This is a genomic window from Mesorhizobium sp. M0119 (genome assembly GCF_040322615.1).
Lineage (GTDB): Bacteria > Pseudomonadota > Alphaproteobacteria > Rhizobiales > Rhizobiaceae > Mesorhizobium.
Genome location: NZ_JAMYTU010000001.1, coordinates 61,540 through 85,340 on the forward strand (window position 1 = coordinate 61,540; position 23,801 = coordinate 85,340).

19 protein-coding genes are annotated in these 23,801 nt (G+C 62.8%); 16 read left to right on the forward strand and 3 right to left on the reverse strand.

From position 1 onward, the window contains the following. The first annotated feature begins 53 nt into the window (after positions 1-53). Entirely contained in the window at positions 54-1,187 is a 1,134-nt protein-coding gene (locus tag NKJ40_RS00330; RefSeq protein ID WP_352463905.1) for a site-specific DNA-methyltransferase, read from the forward strand. Between the two features lie 65 nt (positions 1,188-1,252). Here the strand turns inward: NKJ40_RS00330 and NKJ40_RS00335 are convergent, their stop codons facing one another. Continuing rightward, positions 1,253-1,864, reverse strand: coding sequence for an HAD family hydrolase (locus tag NKJ40_RS00335; RefSeq protein ID WP_352463906.1), 612 nt, complete (start codon positions 1,862-1,864; stop codon positions 1,253-1,255). A gap of 11 nt (positions 1,865-1,875) precedes the next feature. Next, the gene (gene mutY / locus NKJ40_RS00340) at positions 1,876-2,988 is read right to left on the reverse strand and encodes an A/G-specific adenine glycosylase (protein WP_352463907.1); all 1,113 of its coding nucleotides are present in this window, start codon (positions 2,986-2,988) and stop codon (positions 1,876-1,878) included. A 56-nt stretch (positions 2,989-3,044) separates the two neighbouring features. On the opposite strand from mutY, the gene NKJ40_RS00345 reads away from it, so the two are divergent. The 8 genes from NKJ40_RS00345 to nadE all read left to right on the forward strand — a co-directional run bounded on the left by NKJ40_RS00345 (position 3,045) and on the right by nadE (position 14,166). Next, the gene (locus tag NKJ40_RS00345) at positions 3,045-3,545 is read left to right on the forward strand and encodes a DUF721 domain-containing protein (RefSeq protein ID WP_352463908.1); all 501 of its coding nucleotides are present in this window, start codon (positions 3,045-3,047) and stop codon (positions 3,543-3,545) included. 129 nt (positions 3,546-3,674) lie between these two features. Continuing rightward, the gene (locus NKJ40_RS00350; RefSeq protein WP_352463909.1) at positions 3,675-4,403 is read left to right on the forward strand and encodes a DsbA family protein; all 729 of its coding nucleotides are present in this window, start codon (positions 3,675-3,677) and stop codon (positions 4,401-4,403) included. A gap of 135 nt (positions 4,404-4,538) precedes the next feature. Beyond that, positions 4,539-7,997, forward strand: a complete 3,459-nt coding sequence (smc, locus tag NKJ40_RS00355) for a chromosome segregation protein SMC (RefSeq protein WP_352463910.1) — start codon at positions 4,539-4,541, stop codon at positions 7,995-7,997. Positions 7,998-8,106: 109 nt separating this feature from the next. Further along, positions 8,107-9,078 carry an NAD-dependent epimerase/dehydratase family protein gene (locus tag NKJ40_RS00360; protein WP_352463911.1) on the forward strand — a complete coding sequence of 324 codons (972 nt, stop codon included), beginning with the start codon at positions 8,107-8,109 and terminating at the stop codon, positions 9,076-9,078. Between the two features lie 293 nt (positions 9,079-9,371). Further along, positions 9,372-11,309: an asparagine synthase (glutamine-hydrolyzing) gene (gene asnB, locus NKJ40_RS00365; protein WP_352463912.1), complete on the forward strand. Its 1,938-nt coding sequence runs from the start codon at positions 9,372-9,374 to the stop codon at positions 11,307-11,309. A gap of 19 nt (positions 11,310-11,328) precedes the next feature. Next, entirely contained in the window at positions 11,329-11,592 is a 264-nt protein-coding gene (locus tag NKJ40_RS00370) for an acyl carrier protein (RefSeq protein ID WP_352464247.1), read from the forward strand. Positions 11,593-11,614: 22 nt separating this feature from the next. After that, positions 11,615-13,162 carry a class I adenylate-forming enzyme family protein gene (locus NKJ40_RS00375; protein ID WP_352463913.1) on the forward strand — a complete coding sequence of 516 codons (1,548 nt, stop codon included), beginning with the start codon at positions 11,615-11,617 and terminating at the stop codon, positions 13,160-13,162. Further along, complete coding sequence (nadE, locus tag NKJ40_RS00380) at positions 13,159-14,166, forward strand: NAD(+) synthase (protein WP_352463914.1); 1,008 nt, start codon at positions 13,159-13,161, stop codon at positions 14,164-14,166. The genes NKJ40_RS00375 and nadE overlap by 4 nt, the downstream gene beginning before the upstream one ends. A 47-nt stretch (positions 14,167-14,213) precedes the next feature. Here nadE and NKJ40_RS00385 read toward each other — a convergent pair whose 3' ends face one another. Then, entirely contained in the window at positions 14,214-15,329 is a 1,116-nt protein-coding gene (locus tag NKJ40_RS00385; protein ID WP_352463915.1) for a hypothetical protein, read from the reverse strand. 518 nt (positions 15,330-15,847) lie between these two features. On the opposite strand from NKJ40_RS00385, the gene NKJ40_RS00390 reads away from it, so the two are divergent. From NKJ40_RS00390 to NKJ40_RS00420, 7 genes are read left to right on the forward strand one after another with little or no spacing between them, the layout of a single operon-like run. Next, positions 15,848-16,975: a transporter substrate-binding protein gene (locus NKJ40_RS00390; RefSeq protein WP_352463916.1), complete on the forward strand. Its 1,128-nt coding sequence runs from the start codon at positions 15,848-15,850 to the stop codon at positions 16,973-16,975. Next, positions 16,972-17,574 carry an ANTAR domain-containing response regulator gene (locus tag NKJ40_RS00395; RefSeq protein ID WP_023716955.1) on the forward strand — a complete coding sequence of 201 codons (603 nt, stop codon included), beginning with the start codon at positions 16,972-16,974 and terminating at the stop codon, positions 17,572-17,574. Before NKJ40_RS00390 ends, NKJ40_RS00395 begins: the two co-directional genes overlap by 4 nt. A gap of 19 nt (positions 17,575-17,593) precedes the next feature. Further along, positions 17,594-18,460: an ABC transporter permease gene (locus NKJ40_RS00400; RefSeq protein ID WP_352464249.1), complete on the forward strand. Its 867-nt coding sequence runs from the start codon at positions 17,594-17,596 to the stop codon at positions 18,458-18,460. Then, on the forward strand, positions 18,457-19,377 hold the full coding sequence (locus NKJ40_RS00405) for an ABC transporter permease (RefSeq protein ID WP_352463917.1): 921 nt from the start codon (positions 18,457-18,459) through the stop codon (positions 19,375-19,377). The genes NKJ40_RS00400 and NKJ40_RS00405 overlap by 4 nt, the downstream gene beginning before the upstream one ends. A 32-nt stretch (positions 19,378-19,409) precedes the next feature. Continuing rightward, complete coding sequence (locus tag NKJ40_RS00410; RefSeq protein ID WP_352463918.1) at positions 19,410-21,053, forward strand: ABC transporter substrate-binding protein; 1,644 nt, start codon at positions 19,410-19,412, stop codon at positions 21,051-21,053. Next, positions 21,043-21,987: an acetamidase/formamidase family protein gene (locus NKJ40_RS00415; protein ID WP_352463919.1), complete on the forward strand. Its 945-nt coding sequence runs from the start codon at positions 21,043-21,045 to the stop codon at positions 21,985-21,987. The genes NKJ40_RS00410 and NKJ40_RS00415 overlap by 11 nt, the downstream gene beginning before the upstream one ends. After that, positions 21,984-23,780, forward strand: a complete 1,797-nt coding sequence (locus tag NKJ40_RS00420) for an ABC transporter ATP-binding protein (protein WP_352463920.1) — start codon at positions 21,984-21,986, stop codon at positions 23,778-23,780. The genes NKJ40_RS00415 and NKJ40_RS00420 overlap by 4 nt, the downstream gene beginning before the upstream one ends. Positions 23,781-23,801 lie beyond the last annotated feature (21 nt).

The following is a 23,801-nucleotide window of genomic DNA, read 5'->3' on the forward strand; positions in this document are numbered from 1 at the left end:
TGATCGGTAACCATAACGGACAGTAAACAGTAACGCGTGCCTTGGGTGTCACAATGTCTGCCGTGCGTCTTCTCGACGAGCTTTCCGATGCTCCCCAGCAATCCGAGTGGCTGGATACGATCCTGAAGGGCGACTGCGTCGCCGCGCTCGAACGGCTGCCGGAAAAGTCGATCGACGTGATCTTCGCCGATCCGCCCTACAATCTGCAGCTCGATGGCGATCTGCACCGGCCCGACCAATCCAAGGTCGATGCCGTCGACGACCATTGGGACCAGTTCGACAGTTTTGAGGCCTACGACGCCTTCACCCGCGCCTGGCTGCTGGCGGCGCGCCGCGTGTTGAAGCCCAACGGCACGATCTGGGTTATCGGGTCCTACCACAATATTTTCAGGGTCGGCGCCAAGATGCAGGACCTGGGCTTCTGGATCCTCAACGACGTCGTCTGGCGCAAGACCAATCCAATGCCCAATTTCCGTGGCCGCCGTTTCCAGAATGCCCACGAGACGATGATCTGGGCCTCTCGCGACCAGAAGGGTAAGGGCTACACTTTCAACTACGAGGCGCTGAAGGCATCGAACGACGACGTCCAGATGCGCTCGGACTGGCTGTTTCCGATCTGCACCGGCGGCGAGCGCCTGAAGAACGACAATGGTGACAAATTGCATCCGACGCAGAAGCCGGAAGCGTTGCTCGCCCGCGTGATGACGGCCTCGACCAGGCCCGGCGACATTGTCCTCGATCCCTTCTTCGGTTCAGGAACCACCGGAGCTGTGGCCAAGCGGCTTGGCCGCCACTTCGTCGGCATCGAGCGCGAACAAACCTATATCGATGCCGCCATGGAACGCATCGATGCGGTCCGGCCGCTGGAAGGCGCCAATCTGACGGTACTAACCGGCAAGCGGGCTGAGCCGCGCGTCGCCTTCGTCACGCTTCTCGACAATGGCCTGGTGGCGCCCGGCGCCACGCTCTACGATGCCAAGAAGCGCTGGGCGGCAAAGGTGCGTGCCGACGGCACGCTGGCAATCGGCGACAGCGCCGGGTCGATCCACAAGATCGGCGCACAAGTGCAGGGGCTGGACGCCTGCAACGGCTGGACCTTCTGGCATTATGAGCGCAGCGGCGGCCTGACCCCGATCGACGAGCTTCGCCGCATCGCCCGCCTGGGCATGGAGCGGGCAGGGGCCTGACGGCTTCCGAGTTGCGACAGATCGGTTAATGCGAAGGCTCAACCAACTCCTGGGACCGATTCAAATCACACTTTGATCCCAAGACGCTCAAGGTCCGCCCTGAGCGTCTTTGCATCGGTAAACAGCACCGACTGCCAGCCGGCCGCCTTGGCACCGTCGACATTCTTCGGGCTGTCGTCGATGAACAGCGTGGCTGACGGTTCGAGGCCGAACGCGGCGACGTGGTGATCGTAGATGGCGCGATCCGGCTTGATCTGGTGGATGTCGCCGGAAACGGTGACGCCGCGCGGCCGATTGAGGAAATCGAAGCGCTCGCGGGCCTCGGCAAGCGTATCCGCAGCGAAATTGGTCAGCATCGTCACGTCGTGGCCGCTCTCGATCAGGCCGATCATGATGGCGACGCTGTCCTCATAGGCGTGAGGCACCATCTCGTGCCAGTGCCGGCGGAAATTGCGGATATTTTCCGCGTGCTCGGGATATTGCGCGATCGCCAGCGCTTCGGCCTCTTCCCAACTGCGGCCGCGATCCTGCTCGATATTCCAATCATGCGTGCAGACATTGTCGAAGAACCATTTCCGTTCGTCGGGATCGGGGATCAAGCGACTGAAGGGCAGGTCCGGATCATAGTGGATCAGCACTTTGCCGATGTCGAAAACGATGTGGCGGATTTCAGTCATTCTTCTCTCTTTCAACGCGGCCGCTGCTTTTTCGTCGCGCCCGGTATCGCCGCTTCGATTACCTTTTTCATGACGCTCGGCAGCGCTTCCCCGGAAATTTCATCGGCCAGCGACCAGAAATGCCCGGCGGGGGCGGCACTGTCGGTCTCCGCCTTGAACACGTCGAGTTCAAGCGCAAAATGGGTAAAGACATGGCCGATGCGTCCGGCCTGCCGCCAATTGCCGGGGAACGGGGCTGCCGCTTCCGTGGTGGCGCCGTCGATGCGCGCCGTCCAGCCGGTCGTCGGCACCTCAGTCATGCCGCCGAGGAGGCCCTTTTCGATGCGCTTGCGCAAAAGCACAGCGCCGTCGCCCCTGACCGCAACGAAGGCGGCACCGCGGCGTAAGGGTCTTTCGGCCTTGGGCAGGCGGACCGGAAAGCGTTCGGGGTCGCCCGACATTGTGGCGCTGCAATCTTCGCGAACGGGGCAGAGCATGCAGCGGGGCCGACGCGGCGTGCAGATCGTCGCGCCCAGGTCCATCATCGCCTGCGCGAAGTCGCCGGGCCTTGTCCCGGGGACCATGCGTTCGACCTGGTCGCGTATCTCGCCCTTGGCTTCGCCCAGCGGCGTCGCGATCGAAAACAGCCGTGAGACCACCCGTTCGACATTGCCGTCGACGACCGCGGCTGGTTGGTCGAAGGCGATCGCTGCGATCGCCGCCGCCGTATAGGCGCCGATGCCGGGCAGTTCCTTCAAGCCGGGCTCGCTGTCCGGGAAGCGGCCGCCTTGCCGCGCGACGAGATCGGCACAGGCTTTGAGATTACGGGCGCGAGAATAATAGCCGAGCCCGGCCCAGGCCTTCATGACGTCTTCGGTCGGTGCCGCCGCCAGCGCCTGGACCGTTGGCCATTTCTGCACGAACGCCCGGAAATAGGATTTTACCGCCTCGACCGTGGTTTGCTGCAGCATCACCTCGGAAAGCCAGACCAGATAGGGATCGGGCCGCGCCCCGCCTGCCAACGCGCGCGGCGGAATGCGCCAGGGCAGGTCGCGGTGATGCGCGTCGTACCAGCCAAGCAGCCGGGATGCGATCTCGCCATTGTCTCCGGATACGGCCTTGCGGGTCTGGTCGTGCAGTGCCATTGATCGAGGGTCGGCCCTAATCCATTGGTGCTGAAGCTGGTGATTGGAGAACGCACATGGCAGGGAAAAGGCCCTTCGGCAATCCCGTTCCGGTGAGCGATCTCGCAACCGAGATCCTCGACCCGGTGCTGCGCAAGCGGGCCGGCATGTCGATCGGGCTGGTCCAGTCATGGGAAGAAATTGCCGGGCCGCGGCTTGCGGGCCGCTCGCGACCGGAAAAGATCCAGTGGCCGCGCCGCATGCACGAGGACGATCCTTTCGAACCGGCGGTGCTGGTGATTGCCTGCGAGGGTGTAGCGGCACTGCATCTGCAGCACGAGACCGGCGAGGTCATCAACCGGGTCAATGCCTTCCTCGGTTTCAATGCGATCGGCCGGATCAGGATCGTGCAGAAGCCTGTAATGGCGGGCAAGGACAAGCCGAAACCCAGTTTGCGGCCATTGACTGCGGCCGAGAAAGCGAAGCTGTCCGGCACCGTCGGTTTGATCGAGGACGGCGGGCTGCGCGCCTCGTTGGAGCGGCTTGGCGCCACCATTCTCGGTCAAAAGAAGCCGTGATCTCGCGCTATCGTGATGGTATGCCCGGATTTGGCGATTGGAATAGGGGCGGTAATGCCTTAATTCGCGCCAACTCTCGCTTTTTGTAGCCTTTGCATTGCAAAATCCAACTATTGCCAGGTGATTCGTATGATCCGTTCCTTGTCCCGCAGAAACCTTTTGACTTCGCTGGCCGCAATACCAGCTGCGGCCCTGCTTGCCGCCTGCAGCGACTCGGGCGAGAAAGCCGAGGCGCAGGATGTGAAGCCTGCGGCTCCGGCGGAACCTGCGAAGCCGGCCGCTCCGGCCGCCGCCAAAGCGCCTGAAGCTCAGGGCACGGTGGATATGGCAGCCTTGTTGAAGCCCGGCGCGCTGCCCGACATGCAGCTCGGCAAGGACGACGCAAAGGTCACTATCGTCGAATATGCTTCGATGACCTGCCCGCATTGCGCGCATTTCGCCGAAACCACATTCCCGGAGCTGAAGACGAAATATATCGATACCGGCAAGGCCCGCTATATCCTGCGCGAATTTCCGTTCGATCCCAGCGCCGAGGCCGGTTTCATGCTGGCGCGCTGCTCCAAGGACAATTATTTCCCGATGGTCGACGTGCTGTTCAGGCAACAGGCGAACTGGGTTGGTGTGAACAATACCAAGGACGCACTGCTGCAAATCGCCAAGCTTGCCGGTTTTACACAGGAGTCCTTCGAGGCCTGCTTGACGGACCAGAAACTTCTGGACGATGTGAGATCCGTCCAGAAGCGCGGCGCCGACGAATTCAAGGTTGATTCCACACCGACCTTTTTCATCAACGGAAAGACCTACAAAGGGGCGATGTCGATTGCGGAAATGTCGGCCATCATCGACCCTCTGCTCTGACGTTTCGGCGGCGCCGAAGCGGCGTCGCTTCGGCGTGCGCACTTCTTTGTCTTGCCGCGGATTTTTGTCCTGCCGCGGGTTCTCCTCGCAAAACCGCGGAACAGTTTTGCGAAACTTGGCGATGGGCAGGCGCGAATGAAGTTCTCGCGCCTTCGCCTGCTCGGCTTCAAATCCTTCGTAGAACCCGGCGAGTTCGTCATCGAACGCGGCCTGACAGGCATCGTCGGGCCGAACGGCTGCGGCAAGTCGAACCTGGTCGAGGCGCTGCGCTGGGTTATGGGCGAAAGCTCCTACAAGAACATGCGTGCGTCCGGCATGGACGACGTCATCTTTTCCGGCTCGGGAACGCGTCCGGCCCGCAACACCGCCGAAGTCACGCTCTTCCTTGACAATAGCGACCGCACCGCGCCGTCTGCCTTCAACGACGCCGATGAGTTGCAGGTCTCGCGTCGCATCGAGCGTGAAGCCGGCTCGCTCTACCGCATCAACGGCAAGGAAGCCCGCGCCAAGGATGTCCAGCTGCTGTTCGCCGACCAGTCGACCGGCGCCCGCTCGCCCTCGATGGTCGGCCAGGGCCGCATCGGCGAGCTGATCCAGGCAAAGCCGCAGGCGCGCCGCGCGCTCCTGGAAGAGGCGGCCGGAATTTCCGGCCTGCATACGCGCCGCCACGAAGCCGAGCTGCGGCTGAAGGCGGCGGAACAGAACCTCGAAAGGCTAGACGACGTCGTCGGCGAGCTGGAAAGCCAGATCGAAAGCCTGAAACGCCAGGCCCGCCAGGCCTCGCGCTTCAAGAACCTGTCGGCCGGCATCCGCAAGGCCGAAGCGACGCTGCTGCATCTGCGCTGGACGCTGGCCAAGACGCAGGAAGGCGAAGCGCGTTCGGCGCTGGCGATTGCCACCGCGCTGGTCGGCGACCGTGCCGCCGCCCAGATGGCTGCTGCGAGGGAACAAGGCATCAACGCCCACCGGCTGCCGGACTTGCGCGATGCGGAAGCCGCTGCGGCCGCCGCCTTCCAGCGTCTGTCGATCGCCAAGGCGCAGATCGAGGAAGAGGCGGGCCGCATCCGCGCCCGCCAGGCAGAGCTCGACCGCCGACTGCAACAGCTTGATGGCGACCTTGCCCGCGAGGAGCGCATGGTCCGCGACAATGCGGATATCCTCGAACGCCTCGCCGCCGAAGAAGCCGCGCTCAACGCCGAAAACGCCGGCGCCGCCGAGCGCGAGGCCAGCACCCGCGCGGCTTTCGAGCAGGCGGCATCGACGCTTGCCCTGAGCGAGGCCAGGCTCGCCGCGCTGACCGCCGAACGGGCGGAGGCCGCCGCCTCGCGCAACCAGATCGAACGGACGCTGCGCGACACCGCTGAGCGCCGCGACCGCTTTGCCCGCCAGCTTGCCGATGTCGACCGCGAACTGTCGGAGATCGTCTCCAGGGTCGCCGGCCTGCCCGATCCCGCCGAGAAGCGGCTGCTGGTCGAACAGGCGCTGGCGCTGCTCGAAGAGGCCGAGGCAGCCGCCATTGCCGCCGAACAGGCGGTCGCCGAGGCGCGTGCTGGCGAAAGTGCTGCCCGCCCACCGGTTCAGGACGCAAAGGCCGAGCTGGCGCGGATCGAAACCGAGGCCCGCACGCTGGCCAAGATCCTCAACGCCGCCAGCGGCGATCTATTTCCCTCGGTGCTGGAGCAGATCAGCGTCGTGCGCGGCTACGAGACGGCGCTGGGTGCCGCGCTTGGCGAAGATCTCGACGTGCCGCTCGACCGCAGTGCGCCGGTGCATTGGGGCCAGAGCGAAATCCAGCCCGCCGACGCCGCATTGCCCGAAGGCACAAGGAGCCTCGCCAGCGTTGTGCGCGCGCCGGCGCAGCTGGCCCGCCGGCTGGCCCAGATCGGCATTGTCGAAGCCGCCGAAGGAAGAAGGCTGCAGACGCTGCTTGCTCCCGGTCAACGGCTGGTCAGCCGTGAAGGCGCGCTCTGGCGTTGGGATGGCTTCACCGCTAGCGCCGATGCTCCGACCGCCGCTGCGCAGCGGCTGGCGCAGAAAAACCGGCTGGCCGAACTCGACGCCGAAGCGGTCCAAGCCACGCGCACCCTGCGCGAAGCTGAACAAGCCCTTGCCCAGGCCGAACAGGCGCTTGCCCAGGCGAGCGAGGCCGAACGCAATGCCCGACAGGCCGGGCGCGACGCCCAGCATGGGCTGGATGCTGCCCGCAATACGCTGGCTGAGGCCGAAAAAGCCGGCGGCGAACTGTCGAGCCGGCGTGCAGCACTTGACGAGGCGCGCGCACGCATTGTCGACAGCCATGAGGAAACGGCGGCGGCATTCATCGAGGCGGAAATGCTGCTGCAAGACGCGCCCGATCTCGGCGATCTGCAGTTGCAGCTCGAGCAGTCGGCCGCCAACGTCGCCCGCGATCGCGCCGCCCTTGCCGATGCGCGTGCCGTTCACGAGGGCCTGAGGCGGGAAGCCGAGGCACGTGCGCGCCGGCTCGATGCCATCGGCTCTGAACGGCGCAACTGGGTGGAGCGCGCCGAAAACGCCTCGACGCAGATTGCGGCACTCGGCGAACGTAAGGCCGAGGCGGAGGCCGAGCGCGAGCAACTGGCCGACGCACCCGACGAGATCGACGCCAAGCGGCGCGCCTTGCTGTCGCAGCTCGCCGAGGCCGAAAGCCTGCGAAAAGCTGCGGGCGACCGCTTGCAGGAAGCGGAGAACCGGCAGTCCGAGATGGACAAGGCTGCGACCGCTGCCATCCAGTCGCTCGCCGAAGCTCGCGAAACGCGTGTTCGCGCCGAAGAGCGGCTGACCGCCGCCGACGAGCGGCGGCTGGAAGTCGAAGCGCGCATCCAGGAAACGCTGAACACGCCGCCGCATCTTGTGATCCGCCACACCGGCCTCGAACCCGACAGCCCGATGCCCGAAATGGCCGAGATCGAGCGTCAGCTCGACCGGCTGAAGGTCGAACGCGAACGGCTGGGCGCCGTCAATTTGCGCGCCGAGGAAGAGCAGAAGGAACTGTCGGACCGGCTGGAGACCATCGTTTCCGAGCGCGACGACATCATCGAGGCGATCCGCAAGCTGCGGCAGGCGATCCACAGCCTGAACCGTGAAGGCCGCGAGCGGCTGCTCGCTGCCTTCGAGGTGGTTAACGGCCATTTTCAACGGCTGTTTTCGCATCTGTTCGGCGGCGGCACCGCCGAGCTGCAACTGATCGAGTCCGACGATCCGCTCGAAGCGGGGCTCGAGATCCTGGCGCGCCCGCCCGGCAAGAAGCCGCAGACGATGACGCTGCTGTCCGGCGGCGAGCAGGCGTTGACGGCGATGTCGCTGATTTTCGCCGTGTTCCTGACCAACCCGGCGCCGATTTGCGTGCTCGACGAAGTCGACGCGCCGCTCGACGATCACAATGTCGAGCGTTTCTGCAATTTGATGGACGAAATGGCCGCAACCACCGAGACACGCTTCGTCATCATCACACACAACCCGATCACCATGGCGCGCATGGACCGGCTGTTCGGGGTGACCATGGCCGAGCAAGGCGTCAGCCAGTTGGTGTCGGTCGACCTGCAGGCGGCCGAAGCCATGCGCGAGGCAAGCTGACGCATCAGCTTAATGGTGGTCTCCACCTCGGCTTTCGACTATAGCACGACGAAATGGGCCGGATCTGCCGCTCCAGATACCGGCCCGGCTGTGCGCGTGGAGAAGCTTGTTGCCTATACTTGTCACCGGAGCCGCGGGGTTCATTGGCAGTCACGTTTGCCACCATCTGCTCGACCGGGGACAAGCGGTCGTCGGCGTCGACAACATGAACGACTATTACGACTTGGCGCTCAAAAAGGGGCGGCTCGCCCGCCTGCTGCCCCATAAGGATTTTTCGTTCCACCAGATCGATATTGCCGAACAGGGCGCGCTTGCGGCCGCTTTGACCGGGCAAAGCATCGTCAGGATCGTGCACCTTGCCGCGCAGGCGGGCGTGCGGCACTCACTCGACAATCCGCGGCTCTATATCCGCTCCAATGTCATGGGCCACCTCGAAGTGCTCGAATTCTGTCGCACCGAACCGGCATTCGAGCATCTGGTCTATGCCTCGTCGAGTTCGGTGTATGGCGGCAACCGCAGCGTGCCGTTCAGCGAAGCCGATCAGGTCGACAAGCCCGTTTCGCTCTACGCTGCCACCAAGAAAGCCGATGAGTTGATGAGCCACACCTACGCCCATCTGTTCGGCATACCGCAGACCGGCCTGCGGTTTTTCACGGTCTACGGTCCTTGGGGCCGCCCTGACATGGCCTATTGGATGTTCACCCGGGCGATGCTCGAGGGCAAGCCGATCCGGGTTTTCAACAACGGCGAAATGTGGCGCGATTTCACCTACATAGACGATGTTGTGAAGGCGGTTGTCGCCGTGCTCGACAAGCCGCCGGCGGCTGACGTTCCGCCGAACAGGCTTTACAATGTCGGCAACAACCGGCCGGTGCGCCTGGGCGACTTCATCGACATTCTGGAAAGGCTGCTCGAGGTCAAGGCAATCCGCCACAACGAGCCGATGCAGACGAGCGACGTCGAGAAGACTTACGCCGACATGACCGCGCTGGAGCGGGATTTCGGCTTCAGGCCTAGCGTTTCGATAGAGGACGGGCTGAAGAAGTTTGTCGATTGGTACCGGCCGTACTCGAAACACTAATTTGCACCGCTCGCCGTGACGTCTTCTATCTCGATGCGAACCGATGTCACTGGCATTCGGCCTAAATCCGCAACTGATCCGGCGCGAAGCTTTGAAGAACCTGGCCCATGGTGCTCGTGCGACAGTAGCTCACCATCAAGCGTGACCTAGAGTGGGCACAAGTCGGACTGCAAAAGCATCATTTTGTCCTAGCATCCTGTTAACCACGTGCTCGCTGAAAAGTATCCGATTAACCTTTGAGGCGCTTATGACCGCTATGTTTCGTGGCTTGCTGTTCAGTATGAGCTGTGTGGATGTGCGGATTCGGGGGCTATTTCGGTTCAGTCCGGGATGCGGAAGCTTTGCTTACGCACATGACGTCCGCGATCGCCCATCGCGGGCCGGATGAACAAGGGAAATTCGTAGCGCCCGAGGCTGGACTTGGGCATGCGCGGCTGTCGGTGATCGGGATTGGCGATGGCCAGCAGCCGATGTCCGACGAAACCGGCAATTTGACGATTGCGTTCAACGGCGAGATCTTCAATTACGTGGAATTGCGCGAAGGGCTGCTGGCCAAGGGCCGACGCTTCCGCACGTCGAGCGATACAGAAGTTCTCCTGCAGCTGTATGACGAGATGGGCGAAGACTGCCTGTCGCTCCTGAACGGTGATTTCGCCTTCGCGATTTGGGATAACCGGCGGCGGCGGATGGTGCTTGCAAGAGACCGCATGGGTGTTAGGCCGCTGTTCTACACCAGCAAGGACGGGGTGCTCTACTTTGCGTCGGAGATAAAGGCCCTGCTGAAGGTACCCGGCGTCTCGGCCGAAATCGATCCGATTGCACTCGACCAGATCTTTACGCTGTGGGCGCCGATCGCTCCACGCACGGCTTTCCGCAATATCCACGAGCTGGAGCCGGCAAGCGTGATGATCGCGACACAGGGGCAAGTGACGGTCAAACCATACTGGCATCTGGACTATCCTCATCGAGATGCGCCATCGAAGATCACCAATGAGGATGACGCGGCCGAAGAACTGCAGGCCCTTTTGACCGACGCGGTGAGGCTTCGCATGCGCGCCGACGTGCCGGTCGGTTCTTACCTTTCGGGCGGGCTCGATTCATCCCTCGTTTCGGCACTCGCGGCCGGTATGACTCCTCTTAAGCTGCAGACATTTTCCGTGACGTTCGATAGCGCTGAGCATGACGAAAGCGCCTTCCAGACCGAAATGGCGTCAGCACTTGGCACGCGCCATCGAACCATAGCCTGCCGTGCCGGCGATATCGCCGGTGTGTTTCCCGAGGTCATCCGCTTTACCGAGCGGCCGATCATCCGCACCGCCCCGGCCCCCCTCTATCAACTGTCCGGCCTCGTTCGCCAGGCCGGTTTGAAAGTGGTGCTGACAGGCGAAGGCGCCGACGAGGTCTTTGCCGGCTATGATGTCTTCAAGGAAGCGCGGGTTCGCCGTTTCTGCGGACGACAGCCGGCATCGCGCATCAGGCCACAGCTGTTCCGCAAGCTTTATCCCTATTTGCCGGGTCTGCAACAGCAGTCCGTGGAGTACCTGGCTGCGTTCTTCGGCACCGGCAGCGCTGCCCTGGACGATCCGCTGTTCTCCCATCGGCCGCGTTTCAAGACTACATCAGCGGCGAAGATGTTCTTTTCCGGTGACCTGCGCGCGACATTGAAGGGGTATGACGCAGCCGAGGACCTGGCCAGCCGGTTGCCTGAGGCGTTTTCCCGGTGGCATCCGCTGCATCAGGCGCAATATCTCGAAACCCGCTTTCTCCTGCCGGGCTACATCCTCTCCAGCCAGGGCGATCGCATGGCCATGGCGCACGGTATCGAAGGGCGTTTCCCCTTCCTTGACCATCGCTTGGTGGAGTTTGCTGCAGGACTTCCGCCGGAGATGAAGCTGAAGGGACTGGTGGAAAAACACATACTGCGCAAAGTTGCCAAGCACCTGCTTCCGACGGCCATCCGCGAGCGCACCAAACAGCCTTACAGGGCGCCGGAAGCCCGCTCCTTCGTTGGAGCCGGAGAACTGGACTACGTACGCGACTCGCTCAGCGAGGCGAGTATCGCCGCCGGAGGACTATTCAACGCCAAGGCGGTGGCGAACCTGCATGAGAAATGCCGCTTGCAGCCAGCGTCCGGATTCCGCGACAATGCGGCTTTCGTTGGCATTTTGTCGGCGCAACTGTGGCAGAAGATTTTTACCGGCGAAAAGGTCGGTGAAGCCCGAGCGGCCTGAGAAATCGAGGGAAGGAAAAATCATGGTAGCAATCAAGGACAAGGTCAAAACCTTTATCGTCGACAACTTCATGTTCGGCGACACGTCCTACGAGCTTGCAGACACCGCATCACTGATCGAGAACGGCATCATCGACTCGACGGCCGTGTTGGAGCTAGTGGCATTCATAGAAGATGATTTCGGCATAGCGATGGTCGATGCCGACATCGTACCGGCCAATCTGGATTCGATTGACCGTATCTCAGCCTTCATCGAGGCAAAAGCAGAAGCGCTGGCAGCGTAGGCGCCATCGGCGAGGAGCGTCCGTGCGGATCGAACATTTTCTGACGGCGAAGGCCGGTGCCTATCCAGCCAAAACGGCATTGATCACCGAGCACAAAAGGCTGTGCTACGAAGAGCTGGACGATCTCTCGAGCCGCCTGGCCGCCGCCCTTTTCATGAATGGCGTCAGGCGCGACGACCGGGTCCTGATCTTCATGGACAATTGCTGGGAGGCTGCGGTTTCGATTTTCGCGGTTCTTAAAGCAGGCGCGACTTTCAGTCCGATCAACGCATCCACCAAGGCCGAAAAGCTGGCCTACATCATCGCCGATTGCAATGCCGCAGCGATCCTCACGCAAGCAAAACTGATGCCCGTGGTCACCGAGGCGTCCGGATCCTCCAGCAAGACCGGCATCTTCGTGGCTTCCACTGTTGCTGCCGATAACCAATGCCCGGCAGGGGCCACATCCCTGGCGGAGTGCTTGACGGTCCAAGCCAGGGAGATTGACCATCGCGGCATTGACGTCGATCTTGCGATGTTGATCTACACCTCGGGCTCGACCGGCCGGCCCAAGGGCGTGATGATGACACACCGCAATTGCGACGCGGCGGCCGACTCGATCACCACCTATCTGCGCAACTCGCCAGACGACATCATCTTGAATGTTCTGCCGCTCGCCTTCGACTACGGCCTCTATCAGTTGCTGATGGCCGTCAGGCTCGGCGCCACGCTCGTGCTCGAGAAGTCCTTCGCTTTTCCCCAGGCGGTCTTTGAACGCATCCGCCAGGAAGGCGTCACCGGGCTTCCGCTCGTGCCCACGATGGCAGCGATGATCCTGCAGATGCGTGACCTAGCGCCGGGCTTCCTGCCCAGCCTTCGCTATATTTCCAACACGGCGGCTGCCTTGCCGCCGCCTCACATAGAACGCCTTCGGTTCCTTTTCCCCGGTGTCACGCTCTATTCGATGTATGGCCTGACGGAATGCAAGCGCTGCACCTATCTGCCGCCCGAGGAGCTCGACCGCCGGCCGGGCTCGGTCGGAATAGCCATTCCGAACACCGAAGCCTTTGTCGTCGACGACGAGGGGCAACGGGTGCCGCCGGGCGTAGCAGGTGAGCTGGTCATTCGCGGGCCGCACGTCATGCAGGGTTATTGGCGAAACGAAGCTGCGACGGCACGAGCCCTGCGCCCGGGTCCGAACCCTTGGGAGAAGGTTCTCTACACCGGCGATCTGTTCAGGGCCGATGAGGAAGGCTTTCTTTATTTCGTCGGCCGCAAGGACGACATCATAAAGTCGCGGGGAGAGAAGGTGGCGCCCAAAGAAGTGGAAGCCGTGCTTCATGCTCATCCGGGCATTGCGGAAGCGGTGGTTGTCGGTGTGCCGGATCCCGTGCTCGGGCATGCGATCGGCGCAGTTATCGTACGGTCTGACCCGGCGCTGAGCGAAAAGGATATCATACGTCACTGTGCACGCCACCTTGAGGACTTCATGGTCCCCAAGGTCATCGAGTTCCGCCGCGAGCTGCCGAAGACCGATACCGGCAAGGTCAGCCGTCGGCTTGCGGCAGAAACAATGGAGGCCGCGCAATGAATGTTCGCCCGACCGAGGATGCGCGGACCTTTCTGGCGCAGGCTCTGGCGATCGACCTGGCCACCGAAACGGACCGTATCGTAACGGCCTTGCGCCAGCAGTTGCGCGGGCTTCGCAAGCGGGGCCTTGTGCTCGGTCTTTCGGGCGGGATCGATTCGAGCGTCTCGGTCGCGTTGGCGGCACGAGCCGTCGGCCCCAAGAATGTGCTTTGCCTGTTCATGCCGGAAAGCGATTCCGATCCTGAAAGTCTGCGGCTCGGCCGCCTCGTCGCCGAAACTTTTGGTGTCGAGGCTGTGACGGAGGATATCGGGCCGATCCTGCGCGCAATGGGGTGCTACAAGCGTCGCGACGCCTTCATCCGCGAATTGGTCCCGGAATACGGCGAAGGCTGGGCCTCGAAGATCGTGATCGCGAACGTCCTTGAGGGCGGGGATTACAATATCTCATCCCTGGTGGTGCAGGATCCGGAAGGCAAGCAGACGAAACTGAGAATGCCGCTGCCTGTCTATCTCGGCGTCGTCGCCGCAACCAATATGAAACAGCGCACCCGCAAGCAGATTGAATACTATCATGCCGATCGCTTGAACTTCGCCGTTCTTGGAACGCCGAACCGGCTGGAATACGATCAGGGTTTCTTCGTGAAGAACGGTGACGGCGCCGCGGACGTCAAGCCGATCGCCCACCTCTACAAAACGCAGGTCTATGCGCTGGCGGCCCATCTCGGCGTTCCGGAGGAAATCCTGAACCGGCCTCCGACAACCGATACCTACTCGCTGGCGCAGACCCAGGAGGAGTTCTACTTCTCGCTTCCTTATGACCGTATGGATCTTTGCCTTTACGGTCTCAACAACGGCGTGGCGGCTGAGGTGGTGGGGCAGGCGGCGGGGTTGGCCGCCACACAAGTGGAACGCGTCTGGGCCGATATTATCGCCAAACGCAAGGCGACCCGCTATCTGCACCAGCGTCCGCAACTCGTTGATGACGTAGAGGAAATCGGTACCTGACAAACAGGTAAAGCGGTGTGCACGGTTCGATTTGAATGCGTCCGGCTTTAACTGAAACGGCTGCCGATCAGCCGGCTCCACTGCTCGCCCGCAAGCCCATTCAGGAAGACGTGCGAGTTCTTCATGGCGTCCAAAAGCTCTGGATCGCGTGAATGCACCACCGTTGAGGCAACGGTCAGGAAAGCGATGCGTCGTCCAAGCATCGCCTCTAGAAGTGCAGGTTGAATACGTCCGCGCAGGCCGCTGACGCCGCGCGCGGCGGCATGATCGATCAGGCAATCTATCACGGAGCCCGCCTGGCCGGGGAGGGCGAGGATCTGCAGCACGCGACCAATTTCATACTTCCGTGCGTAATAGGCGAAAGCGCCGACATTGGTGCCGACTGGCGACGTCACACAAACGTAGACAAGCTCGCCCAGATCCGGCTTTTGTGCCGCATCGGTCAGGATGTGGTCGAGTTGGTCTTCCGTCCAGTCCGGCCGCAGGGTGAATTGAGCGGTAAACGGCTCGATGAGCTTGGCGAATGTGTGGCCGTCGATTTCGGATGTACGAAATGCTCCGTGGCCTGCCCCGTCCACCGCCACACCCGACCAGCGTCGTTCGCTGGACGTCATCCTGCCGCAATAAAATCGGTCGACGGCACGCGCCAACGGATTTAGCATTCGGGCAAGCGCCATGCGATTGGCGGAAAGGCTGAGCATGAAGGCCGCCGGTCGCATCACGCGGACCCAGTCAAGGCTGTATTGCGGCAGGACCACGCCGCGCAGCCGGGTCCACAATTTCACGGAGATATCGTTGGCCGTCTCGCTGAAGGAGATGTCCTGCGGACCATCGAGGTAAGCTTTCAGCAAGCGGGCGCCGGCCAGCGGATCGTGCTCATGGTCCTCGACCATGAGCGAGCTACAGATGGCGGCGCGTAGTTGTCGGCCGTTGAACGTCATCGGCAGCACGTGGACACCGACAAATCCGGAGACGCGACCGGCGTTGTTGACGTGGACAAGCGACCGGAGGTCGTCTCCGCAACCGGGCGCATCCAGATAAAACCGTTTCATGTATTCCACGAGAGAGGCCGGCGCTTCGGTCCTTTCCCTCAACAGCACGCGCTGAAACATGTTCGCGACTGCCGGGAGGTCGGCGCCTTGCAAGGCGCGAATGACGCTCAAACCCGGCTCCCGCCACCAAAGTCCCATCCACCGAGCTTCCGGGCCAAGGCGACGCGAGGCACGAGAACATCGGACGCGAGTTCCAACTCGACGCCCATGAAGCCGTACAACCTCGACCAGTTGCGATCGCCCCGGTGACTGAACGGAGTGCTGAATTGCTGCGGCAAGGTGGACCCTTTGCTTGACCGACGAAAACCGGCGTCATTGCTGCTAGCAGATTCAGGTAAACCGATATTAAAGTCGTTGCTTTGAATGGTAGCGAACCAGGTTGTCCGGCCTCATACCTGGACATCAGCAATTTTGGTTGCTGGCGGACTCTACACGACCAGCGGCATGAGTTGCGTGCTCCACGTCGAACCGTTTCGGCTGGCCAAAGTTTCGTGTGGCGGCTCTTGACTGGGGGCGCCGGCGTAATACGGTGAGGACAAATACCGGCTCTGGCCGCCGGGCGGCAAGAATGCCTCGTATGCCTCGCCTTGCGGCGGTGGCTGCGGGGCATTGTCATTTTGAGGCTTTGCTTGAAACGGCATATCGAGATCGGCATTCTCTATTCGCGGTCCGGCAACTACCGGCTGGTGTCCGAATCCTGCCGTGCGGGTGCGATGAACGCCATCGCCGACGTCAACGCCGATCCCGCTATCCCATTCGAATTCATCCCGGTCGAGCGCGACCCGCAGGGCAACATCGATCGGTATGCAAGCGGCTGCGCGGACATTCTCGCCAACAGCGGCGCGCGTCACATCATTGGCTGCGTCACCTCGTGGAGCCGCAAGGAGGTCATTCCAATCCTGGAAAGGGCAGGCGGCACGCTGTGGTACGCCTGCCCGTACGAGGGCTTCGAAGCCAACGAGCATGTCGTCTACACGCACGCCTGCCCCAATCAGCATCTCGTACCGCTGCTTGCCTATGTCGTGCCTCGCTTCGGCGCCGACGGCTTCCTGCTCGGTTCCAACTACATCTGGGGTTGGGAGACCAACCGCGTGGCGCGCGACCTGATTGCGGACGCCGGCGGCAAGGTGCTGGGCGAACGCTACCTGCCGCTCGGCGAGGTCGATGTTGCGCGGCTGATCGCGGAGATACAGGCGACGAAACCTGATTTCATTCTGAACAATCTCATCGGCCCTTCTTCCTATGCGTTTATCGCCGCCTATGCCGAGCTTGGCCGGTGCGACCCGCATTTCAGGCCGGAGCGTTGCCCGATCCTGTCCTGCAATCTCACGGAATGCGAATTGCCGGCGCTCAACGGGGCAGGCGATGGCCATCTTTCCGTTGGGCCCTATTTTCACGACATCTCGGGGGCGGATCGCGGAGCGGCTTCAGTGTCTTCCGTCATGCCTGCCTCATCCTTCGAGGCGGCGGCTTATGCCTCGGTGCGCACGCTCGCCGAGATCCTCACCCGCAACCCCGGTGCACAATGGACGGACCTTCCCAAGGTCTTTGCCGGAACATCATTTCGAACACCGCTGGGCGACATCGCCATCGACCCGCAAACCCAGCACGCTACCTTGCCGGTGCAGATCGGACGTATCGATGGAACATCGTTCAAAACGGTCACGCTGACGAAGGGCGTGGCACCCGATCCCTACCTTTCCCGCTATGACCGGACGGAGACGTTCGGGCGGCCACGCCTGCGGGTGATGTCGTGAGCAAGATGGCGCGTATCCCGAACCTTGGAGGCGCCAGGGCTTTTGTCCTGCATCGTCCACATCCGACCGTGCAGGCGATCACAAGGCAATTGTCGGCCATCGGCCTTGAGGCGATTGGCTTCTGGCCGGAACTGCCGGCCGAAGCCTTGGCGGCGGACTTCGTTTTCTTCGACGTCGACCTCGGCTTTGACGAGCAATTTCCGTGGAAGCCGGGCGAGGCACCGATGCCGCTGATAGCACTGATCGGCTCCGAGGCGCCGGGGCGTGTCGAATGGGCACTGTCGCACAAGGCCGATGCCCAATTGCTGAAACCGGTCGGCAATGCCGGCGTCTATAGCGCGCTTTTGATCGCAAGGCAGAGTTTCGAGGCGCGCAAGCTTCTGGCCAGCGAGATCGCCTCGCTTCGTCAGCGGGTCGCGGAGCGCCAGACCATCGTACGCGCCGTGGAGGTCTTGTCGAAGGGCGCCGAGGACGGCCGTGCCTATGCGCAACTCCGCTCGCTGGCGATGAGTTGGCAAATCAGCGTCGAGGACGCCGCGCGCAGGATCGTGGCGATGACACAAGAAGAAGGCGACGATGACCAATCCGATCGCGCCTGAGCTTTCAGCCGCCGGGCGTATGCCGACTAAGCCTCGCGCCGGCATCTGGCGACGTCTGCTAAAACGGCCTCTCGCTCTGCTCGGCCTCGGGATTATCGCCGTTGTCTTGGCCGGCGCCATTCTTGCGCCGTGGCTGACAGGCTACGATCCGAACGAGCAGATGTTCGACGGGCTCACGCTTGAAGGCGCGCCACTGCCGCCGGGAGCCCAATTCTGGCTGGGCACCGACCTGCTTGGCCGCGACCTGCTGACCCGTCTCCTCTTCGGTGCGCGCACGTCGCTGATCATCGGCATCGTCGCCAATGGCGTGGCGCTTCTGATCGGCACGCTGGTCGGCATCACCGCCGGCTATTTCCGCGGCTGGATCGGCAGCGCGCTTATGCGCTTCACCGATCTGATGATGGCCTTCCCGGCGCTGCTGCTCGCCATCTGCCTGGCGGCGGTGCTCCAGCCGAGCCTGTGGATCGTCGCCATGGTGATCTCACTGGTGAACTGGGTGCAGACCGCCCGCGTCATCTACACCGAGACGAGTTCGCTCTCCGAGCGCGAGTTCATCGATGCCGAGCGCACCATCGGCGCAAGCGCCCCACGCATCCTGTTTCGTCATATCTTGCCGCACCTTTTGCCGACGATCATCGTCTGGGGCACGCTCGGCATTTCGACCACGGTGCTGCTCGAAGCGACGCTCAGCTATCTCGGCATCGGCGTGCAGCCGCCGACCGCGTCCTGGGGCAACATCATCTTCGAGAACCAGACCTATTTCCAGGCCGCGCCCTGGCTGGTCTTTTTTCCCGGTGCGGCGATCCTGGCACTGGCGCTGGCCTTCAACCTGGTCGGTGACGCACTGCGCGACATCCTCGACCCGACGCAAAGGGGCCGGGCATGATCGCCTATCTCGGCCGTCGCGTCGTCCAGTCACTGCTCATCCTGCTCGGGGTGTCGCTGAGTACCTTTGCGCTGCTCTACCTCCTGCCGGCCGATCCGGTTCGCCAGATCGCCGGCCGCAGCGCCACGCCCGAGACGGTCGAGAACATCCGCCGGCAGCTCGGCCTCGACCAGCCCTTTGCCGTTCAGTACTGGCACTACCTGACCAGCCTCCTCAGCGGCGATCTGGGGCGCTCCTACATTCAGCGCTCGGAGGTTACGGAGCTTATCGTCTCGCGGCTGCCGGCAAGTCTGCTGCTGATGGTCGGCGCCATTGCCTGCGAAGTCGTGATCGGGCTGACGATGGGCCTCATCGCCGCCGTCAAGCGTGGCACCGCCACCGACCAGTCGCTGATGGTCGCCTCCTTCGTCGGCGTCTCGGCGCCGCAATTCGTCGTCGGCCTGCTGCTGCTTTATGTGTTCGCCGTGCGGCTCGGCTGGTTCCCGATCGGCGGTTACGGCACTTGGCGCCATCTGGTGCTGCCGTCGCTGACCATGGGAATTCTCGGCGCCGGCTGGTACGCCCGCATGATGCGCTCGTCGATGATCGACGTGCTGCGCCAGGATTACGTGCGTACCGCGCGTGCCAAGGGTCTTGCACGCAGCGCCATTATCTTCCGCCACGCGCTGCCCAACGCCATCCTGCCGGTCATCGCCATGATCGGCATCGACATCGGCATCTTCATGGGCGGCATCGTGGTTGTCGAAAGCGTGTTCGGCTGGCCAGGTATCGGCCAGCTAGCCTGGCAGGCCATTCAGCGCATCGATATTCCGATCATCATGGGGGTCACCCTGGTTTCGGCCTTTGCCATCGTGCTCGGCAATCTCCTGGCCGACACGGTCGCACCGTTCATCGATCCACGCATCAAGCTCAGATGAAAACCAAGAAAACCAGAGAAAGGGAACATGACATGAGAAAATATCTGATATCGACCGTGGCGGCATCGGCGCTTGCGCTGGTGCTTGGCATGACAAGCGTACGCGCCCAAGACGCCGTCGATCCGAACGCCAAGCAGGGCGGCGCGATCACCATCACCTACAAGGACGACGTCGCCACGCTCGATCCAGCCATCGGCTATGACTGGCAGAACTGGTCGATGATCAAGAGCCTGTTCGACGGGCTGATGGACTACGAGCCGGGCACCACCAACCTGCGGCCCGACCTTGCCGAGAGCTACGAGATTGCGCCCGACGGCAAGACCTTCACCTTCAAGCTGCGCCATGGAGTGAAGTTCCACAATGGCCGCGAGATGACCGCCGACGACGTGAAATATTCGCTCGACCGGGTCACGAATCCAAAGACACAGAGCCCGGGTGCCGGCTTCTTCGGCTCGATCAAAGGCTATGACGACGTCGCTGCCGGCAAGGCGGAAAGCCTGGCGGGCATAACCGTCGTCGATCCCTACACGATCAAGTTCGAGCTGACCCGGCCCGACGCCACCTTCCTGCATGTTATGGCGATCAACTTCTCGCATGTCGTGCCGAAGGAAGAAGTCCAAAAATACGGCGCGGACTTCGGGAAGCACCCGGTCGGCACCGGCGCCTTCAAGCTCGCCGAGTGGACGCTCGGCCAGCGCGTGGTCTTCGAGCGCAACCCGGATTACTGGCACAAGGGCCTGCCGCATCTCGACAAGATCACCTTTGAGATCGGCCAGGAGCCGATAGTGGCGCTGCTGCGGCTCCAGAAAGGCGAGATCGACGTTCCCGGCGACGGCATTCCGCCGGCGAAATTCCAGGAGGTGATGGCCGATCCCGAGCAGAAGGCCCGTGTCGTCGAGGGCGGCCAGTTGCACACCGGCTATATCACCATGAATACCACCATGGCGCCCTTCGACAATGTGAAGGTGCGGCAGGCCGTCAACATGGCGATTAACAAGGACCGCATCGTCCAGCTGATCAACAACCGTGCGGTGCCGGCCAATCAGCCGTTGCCGCCGTCGATGCCCGGCTACGACAAGGAATTCAAGGGCTATCCCTATGACGTGGCCAAGGCCAAGGCCTTGCTTGCCGAGGCCGGGCATCCCGGCGGATTTGACACGCAGCTGTTTGCCATGAACACCGATCCCAACCCGCGCATCGCGCAGGCCATTCAGCAGGATCTGGCGGCGGTCGGCATCAAGGCCAGCATCCAGTCGCTCGCGCAGGCCAACGTCATTGCCGCCGGCGGCGACAAGGCCGGTGCGCCGATGATCTGGTCCGGCGGCATGGCCTGGATCGCCGACTTCCCCGATCCGTCGAACTTCTACGGCCCGATCCTCGGCTGCGCTGGTGCCGTCCCAGGCGGCTGGAATTGGTCGTGGTATTGCAACAAGGAGCTCGACGCCAAGGCAGCCGAAGCCGACTCCGTCGTCGACCCGGCCAAGGCTGGCGAACGCGCCAAGATGTGGAGCGAGATCTACGGCAAGATCATGGAAGACGCGCCCTGGGCACCGGTGTTCAACGAGCAGCGTTTCACCATGAAATCGGCCCGCATGGGTGGCGCCGACAACCTCTATGTCGACCCGGTCCACATCCCGATCAACTACGACAATGTGTATGTGACCGATGTGCAATAACTGCGACTACACCATCCACGGGCGCCACCATCATTTCGGCTGGGACAATTCCTTTGTCCCGGCCGAACGGGTCGCGCCAGGGTCGACGATCGAGTTCCAGTGCCTGGACTCGTCCGGCGGGCAGCTGACGATGGAGAGCACCGTCGACGACGTTGCTCTGCTCGACTTCGCCAAGGTGAACCCGGTTACTGGGCCAATCTATGTCGACGGGGCAGAGCCGGGCGATGCCCTGAAAATCACCATCGAGGCGTTCAAGCCGTCCGGCTTCGGTTGGACGGCGAATATCCCGGGATTCGGTCTGTTGGCGGATGACTTCACTCAACCGGCACTGAATATTTGGAAGTACGACGCCGCCTCGCTCGAACCGGCGCTGTTCGGCAAGAGCGGCCGGGTGCCGCTCAAGCCCTTCGCCGGCACCATCGGCAATGCCCCGGCTGAGCCGGGTCTGCATTCGGTGGTCCCGCCCCGGCGCGTGGGCGGCAATCTGGACATACGCGATCTTGCTGCCGGCACGGTGCTCTACCTGCCCGTAGAGGTCGCGGGAGCGTTGTTCTCGGTCGGCGACACGCACGCCGCGCAAGGCGACGGCGAGGTCTGCGGCACGGCGATCGAGAGCCCCATGAACGCCGTGCTGACGCTCGATCTGGTCAAGGATGCCCGGCTGCGGACGCCGCGTTTCACGACGCCCGGTCCGGTGTCGCGGCATCTCGACGCCAAAGGCTACGAGGCGACAACCGGTATCGGGCCGGATCTGATGGACGGCGCCAGGAGCGCCGTCTCCCAGATGATCGACCTGCTCTCCGGCCGCTACGGGATGGATCCGGTAGACGCCTATATGCTCGTGTCGGTTTGCGGCGACCTGCGCATCAGCGAGATCGTCGACATGCCCAACTGGGTGGTTTCTTTCTACTTCCCCCGCTGCGTCTTTGAATGAAGGTGGAGGACATCAAACGATCCACGCAGGCCGCCGCGGAGAGTGGCTCTGTCAGGCCGGTACTCAGCGTCTCAGGTCTGAGCGTCGCCGTGCGCGGCGAGGAGGGCGAGCGCGACGTCGTTTCCGACCTGACATTCGGCCTGATGCGCGGCGAAACGCTTTGCATCGCCGGCGAGTCCGGTTCCGGCAAGTCGATGACGGCGCTGGCCATCATGGGCTTGCTGCCGCAGCCGGCGGCACGCATCAGATCAGGCTCCATCCGGCTCGGCGATCAGGATCTCGCGGCTCTCAGCGAGAGCGGTATGCGCCGCATCCGCGGCGACCGTATTGCCATGATCTTTCAGGAACCGATGACATCGCTCAATCCGGTTCTGTCCGTCGGCCGGCAGCTCACGGAGGCGATCGAGGCACACACCTCGCTGTCGCGCTCCAACTCGCGGCTGAGGGCGCTCGAGGCGCTGAAGGCAGTCCGAATTCCGGATGCCGAACGGCGGCTCGAGCACTATCCGCACGAACTCTCAGGCGGCATGCGCCAGCGCGTGATGATTGCCATGGCTCTGGCCCTGAACCCGGACGTGCTGATCGCCGATGAACCGACGACCGCCCTCGACGTCACCGTTCAGGGCGAGGTGCTGGAGTTGCTGCGCGACCTGCAGCGCGAGCACGGCACCAGTGTTATCCTGATCACGCACGACATGGGCGTCGTCGCCGAGATGGCGGACCGCGTCATCATCATGCGCGATGGCCGGATGGTCGAGCAGGGCAGGGCGGACGACATCTTCAATCGACCGCAGGCCGACTATACACGCGAGCTTCTGGCCGCTGTGCCGCGCATCGGCGGCGGACGGACGGCCGAAGACCGACAAGATGCCACCAACATGCCGGCCGAGCTTGTATCTGTCAGCGATCTTCACGTCCGCTTCGACCTGCACGGCGGCTTCTTCGGCCGCGTTGACCGCAGGGTGCACGCGGTCGAAGGCGTCAGTTTCTCGATCGCGCCGCACGAAACCCTGTCGCTGGTCGGCGAATCGGGCTGCGGCAAGTCGACGACGGCCAAGGCGATCGCCGGGCTGGTGCCCTTCACCGGCAGCATTTCAATCGGCGGCCACGACCTGTCGGCGCTCAGCCGCAAGGAGCGCAAGGCTGTCCGCCGCAATGTGCAGATGATCTTTCAGGATCCCTTCGCGTCCCTCGACCCGCGCATGCGGGTCGGCGATCTCGTCGCCGAGCCTCTGCTGATCCACGGCCTCGGCGACAGAGAGCAACGGCATGCCCAGATCGCCGCCCTGTTCGAACGTGTCGGCCTCTCCGCTGACCAGATGGAGCGCTATCCCCACGAATTCTCCGGCGGGCAGCGCCAGCGAATCTGCATTGCACGCGCGCTGGCGCTGCGACCAAAGCTGATCATTGCCGACGAGAGCGTCTCTGCTCTCGACGTGTCGGTGCAGGCGCGCGTGTTAAGATTGCTGAAGGAACTGAAGCGCGAATTCGGCGTCGCATATCTCTTCATCTCGCACGACATGGCAGTGGTGGAGAACATCTCCGATCGCGTGGCGGTAATGTATCTGGGGCAGATCGTCGAGATGGGCACCCGCGACCAGATCTTCTCCAACCCGCGCCATCCTTACACAAAGCGGCTGATCGAAGCCGTTCCGGTTCCCGATCCAGGCCGCCGCCGCGCCCGGTTCGCCCGTTTGGACAGCGAAATTCCAAGCGCTGTGCGGCGCATCGGTGACGAGCCCCGGAAACTCAAGCTGGAAGATGTTGGCGACGGCCACCTCGTCGCCACTTGATCGAGCTTAGGCTGCCTCGTC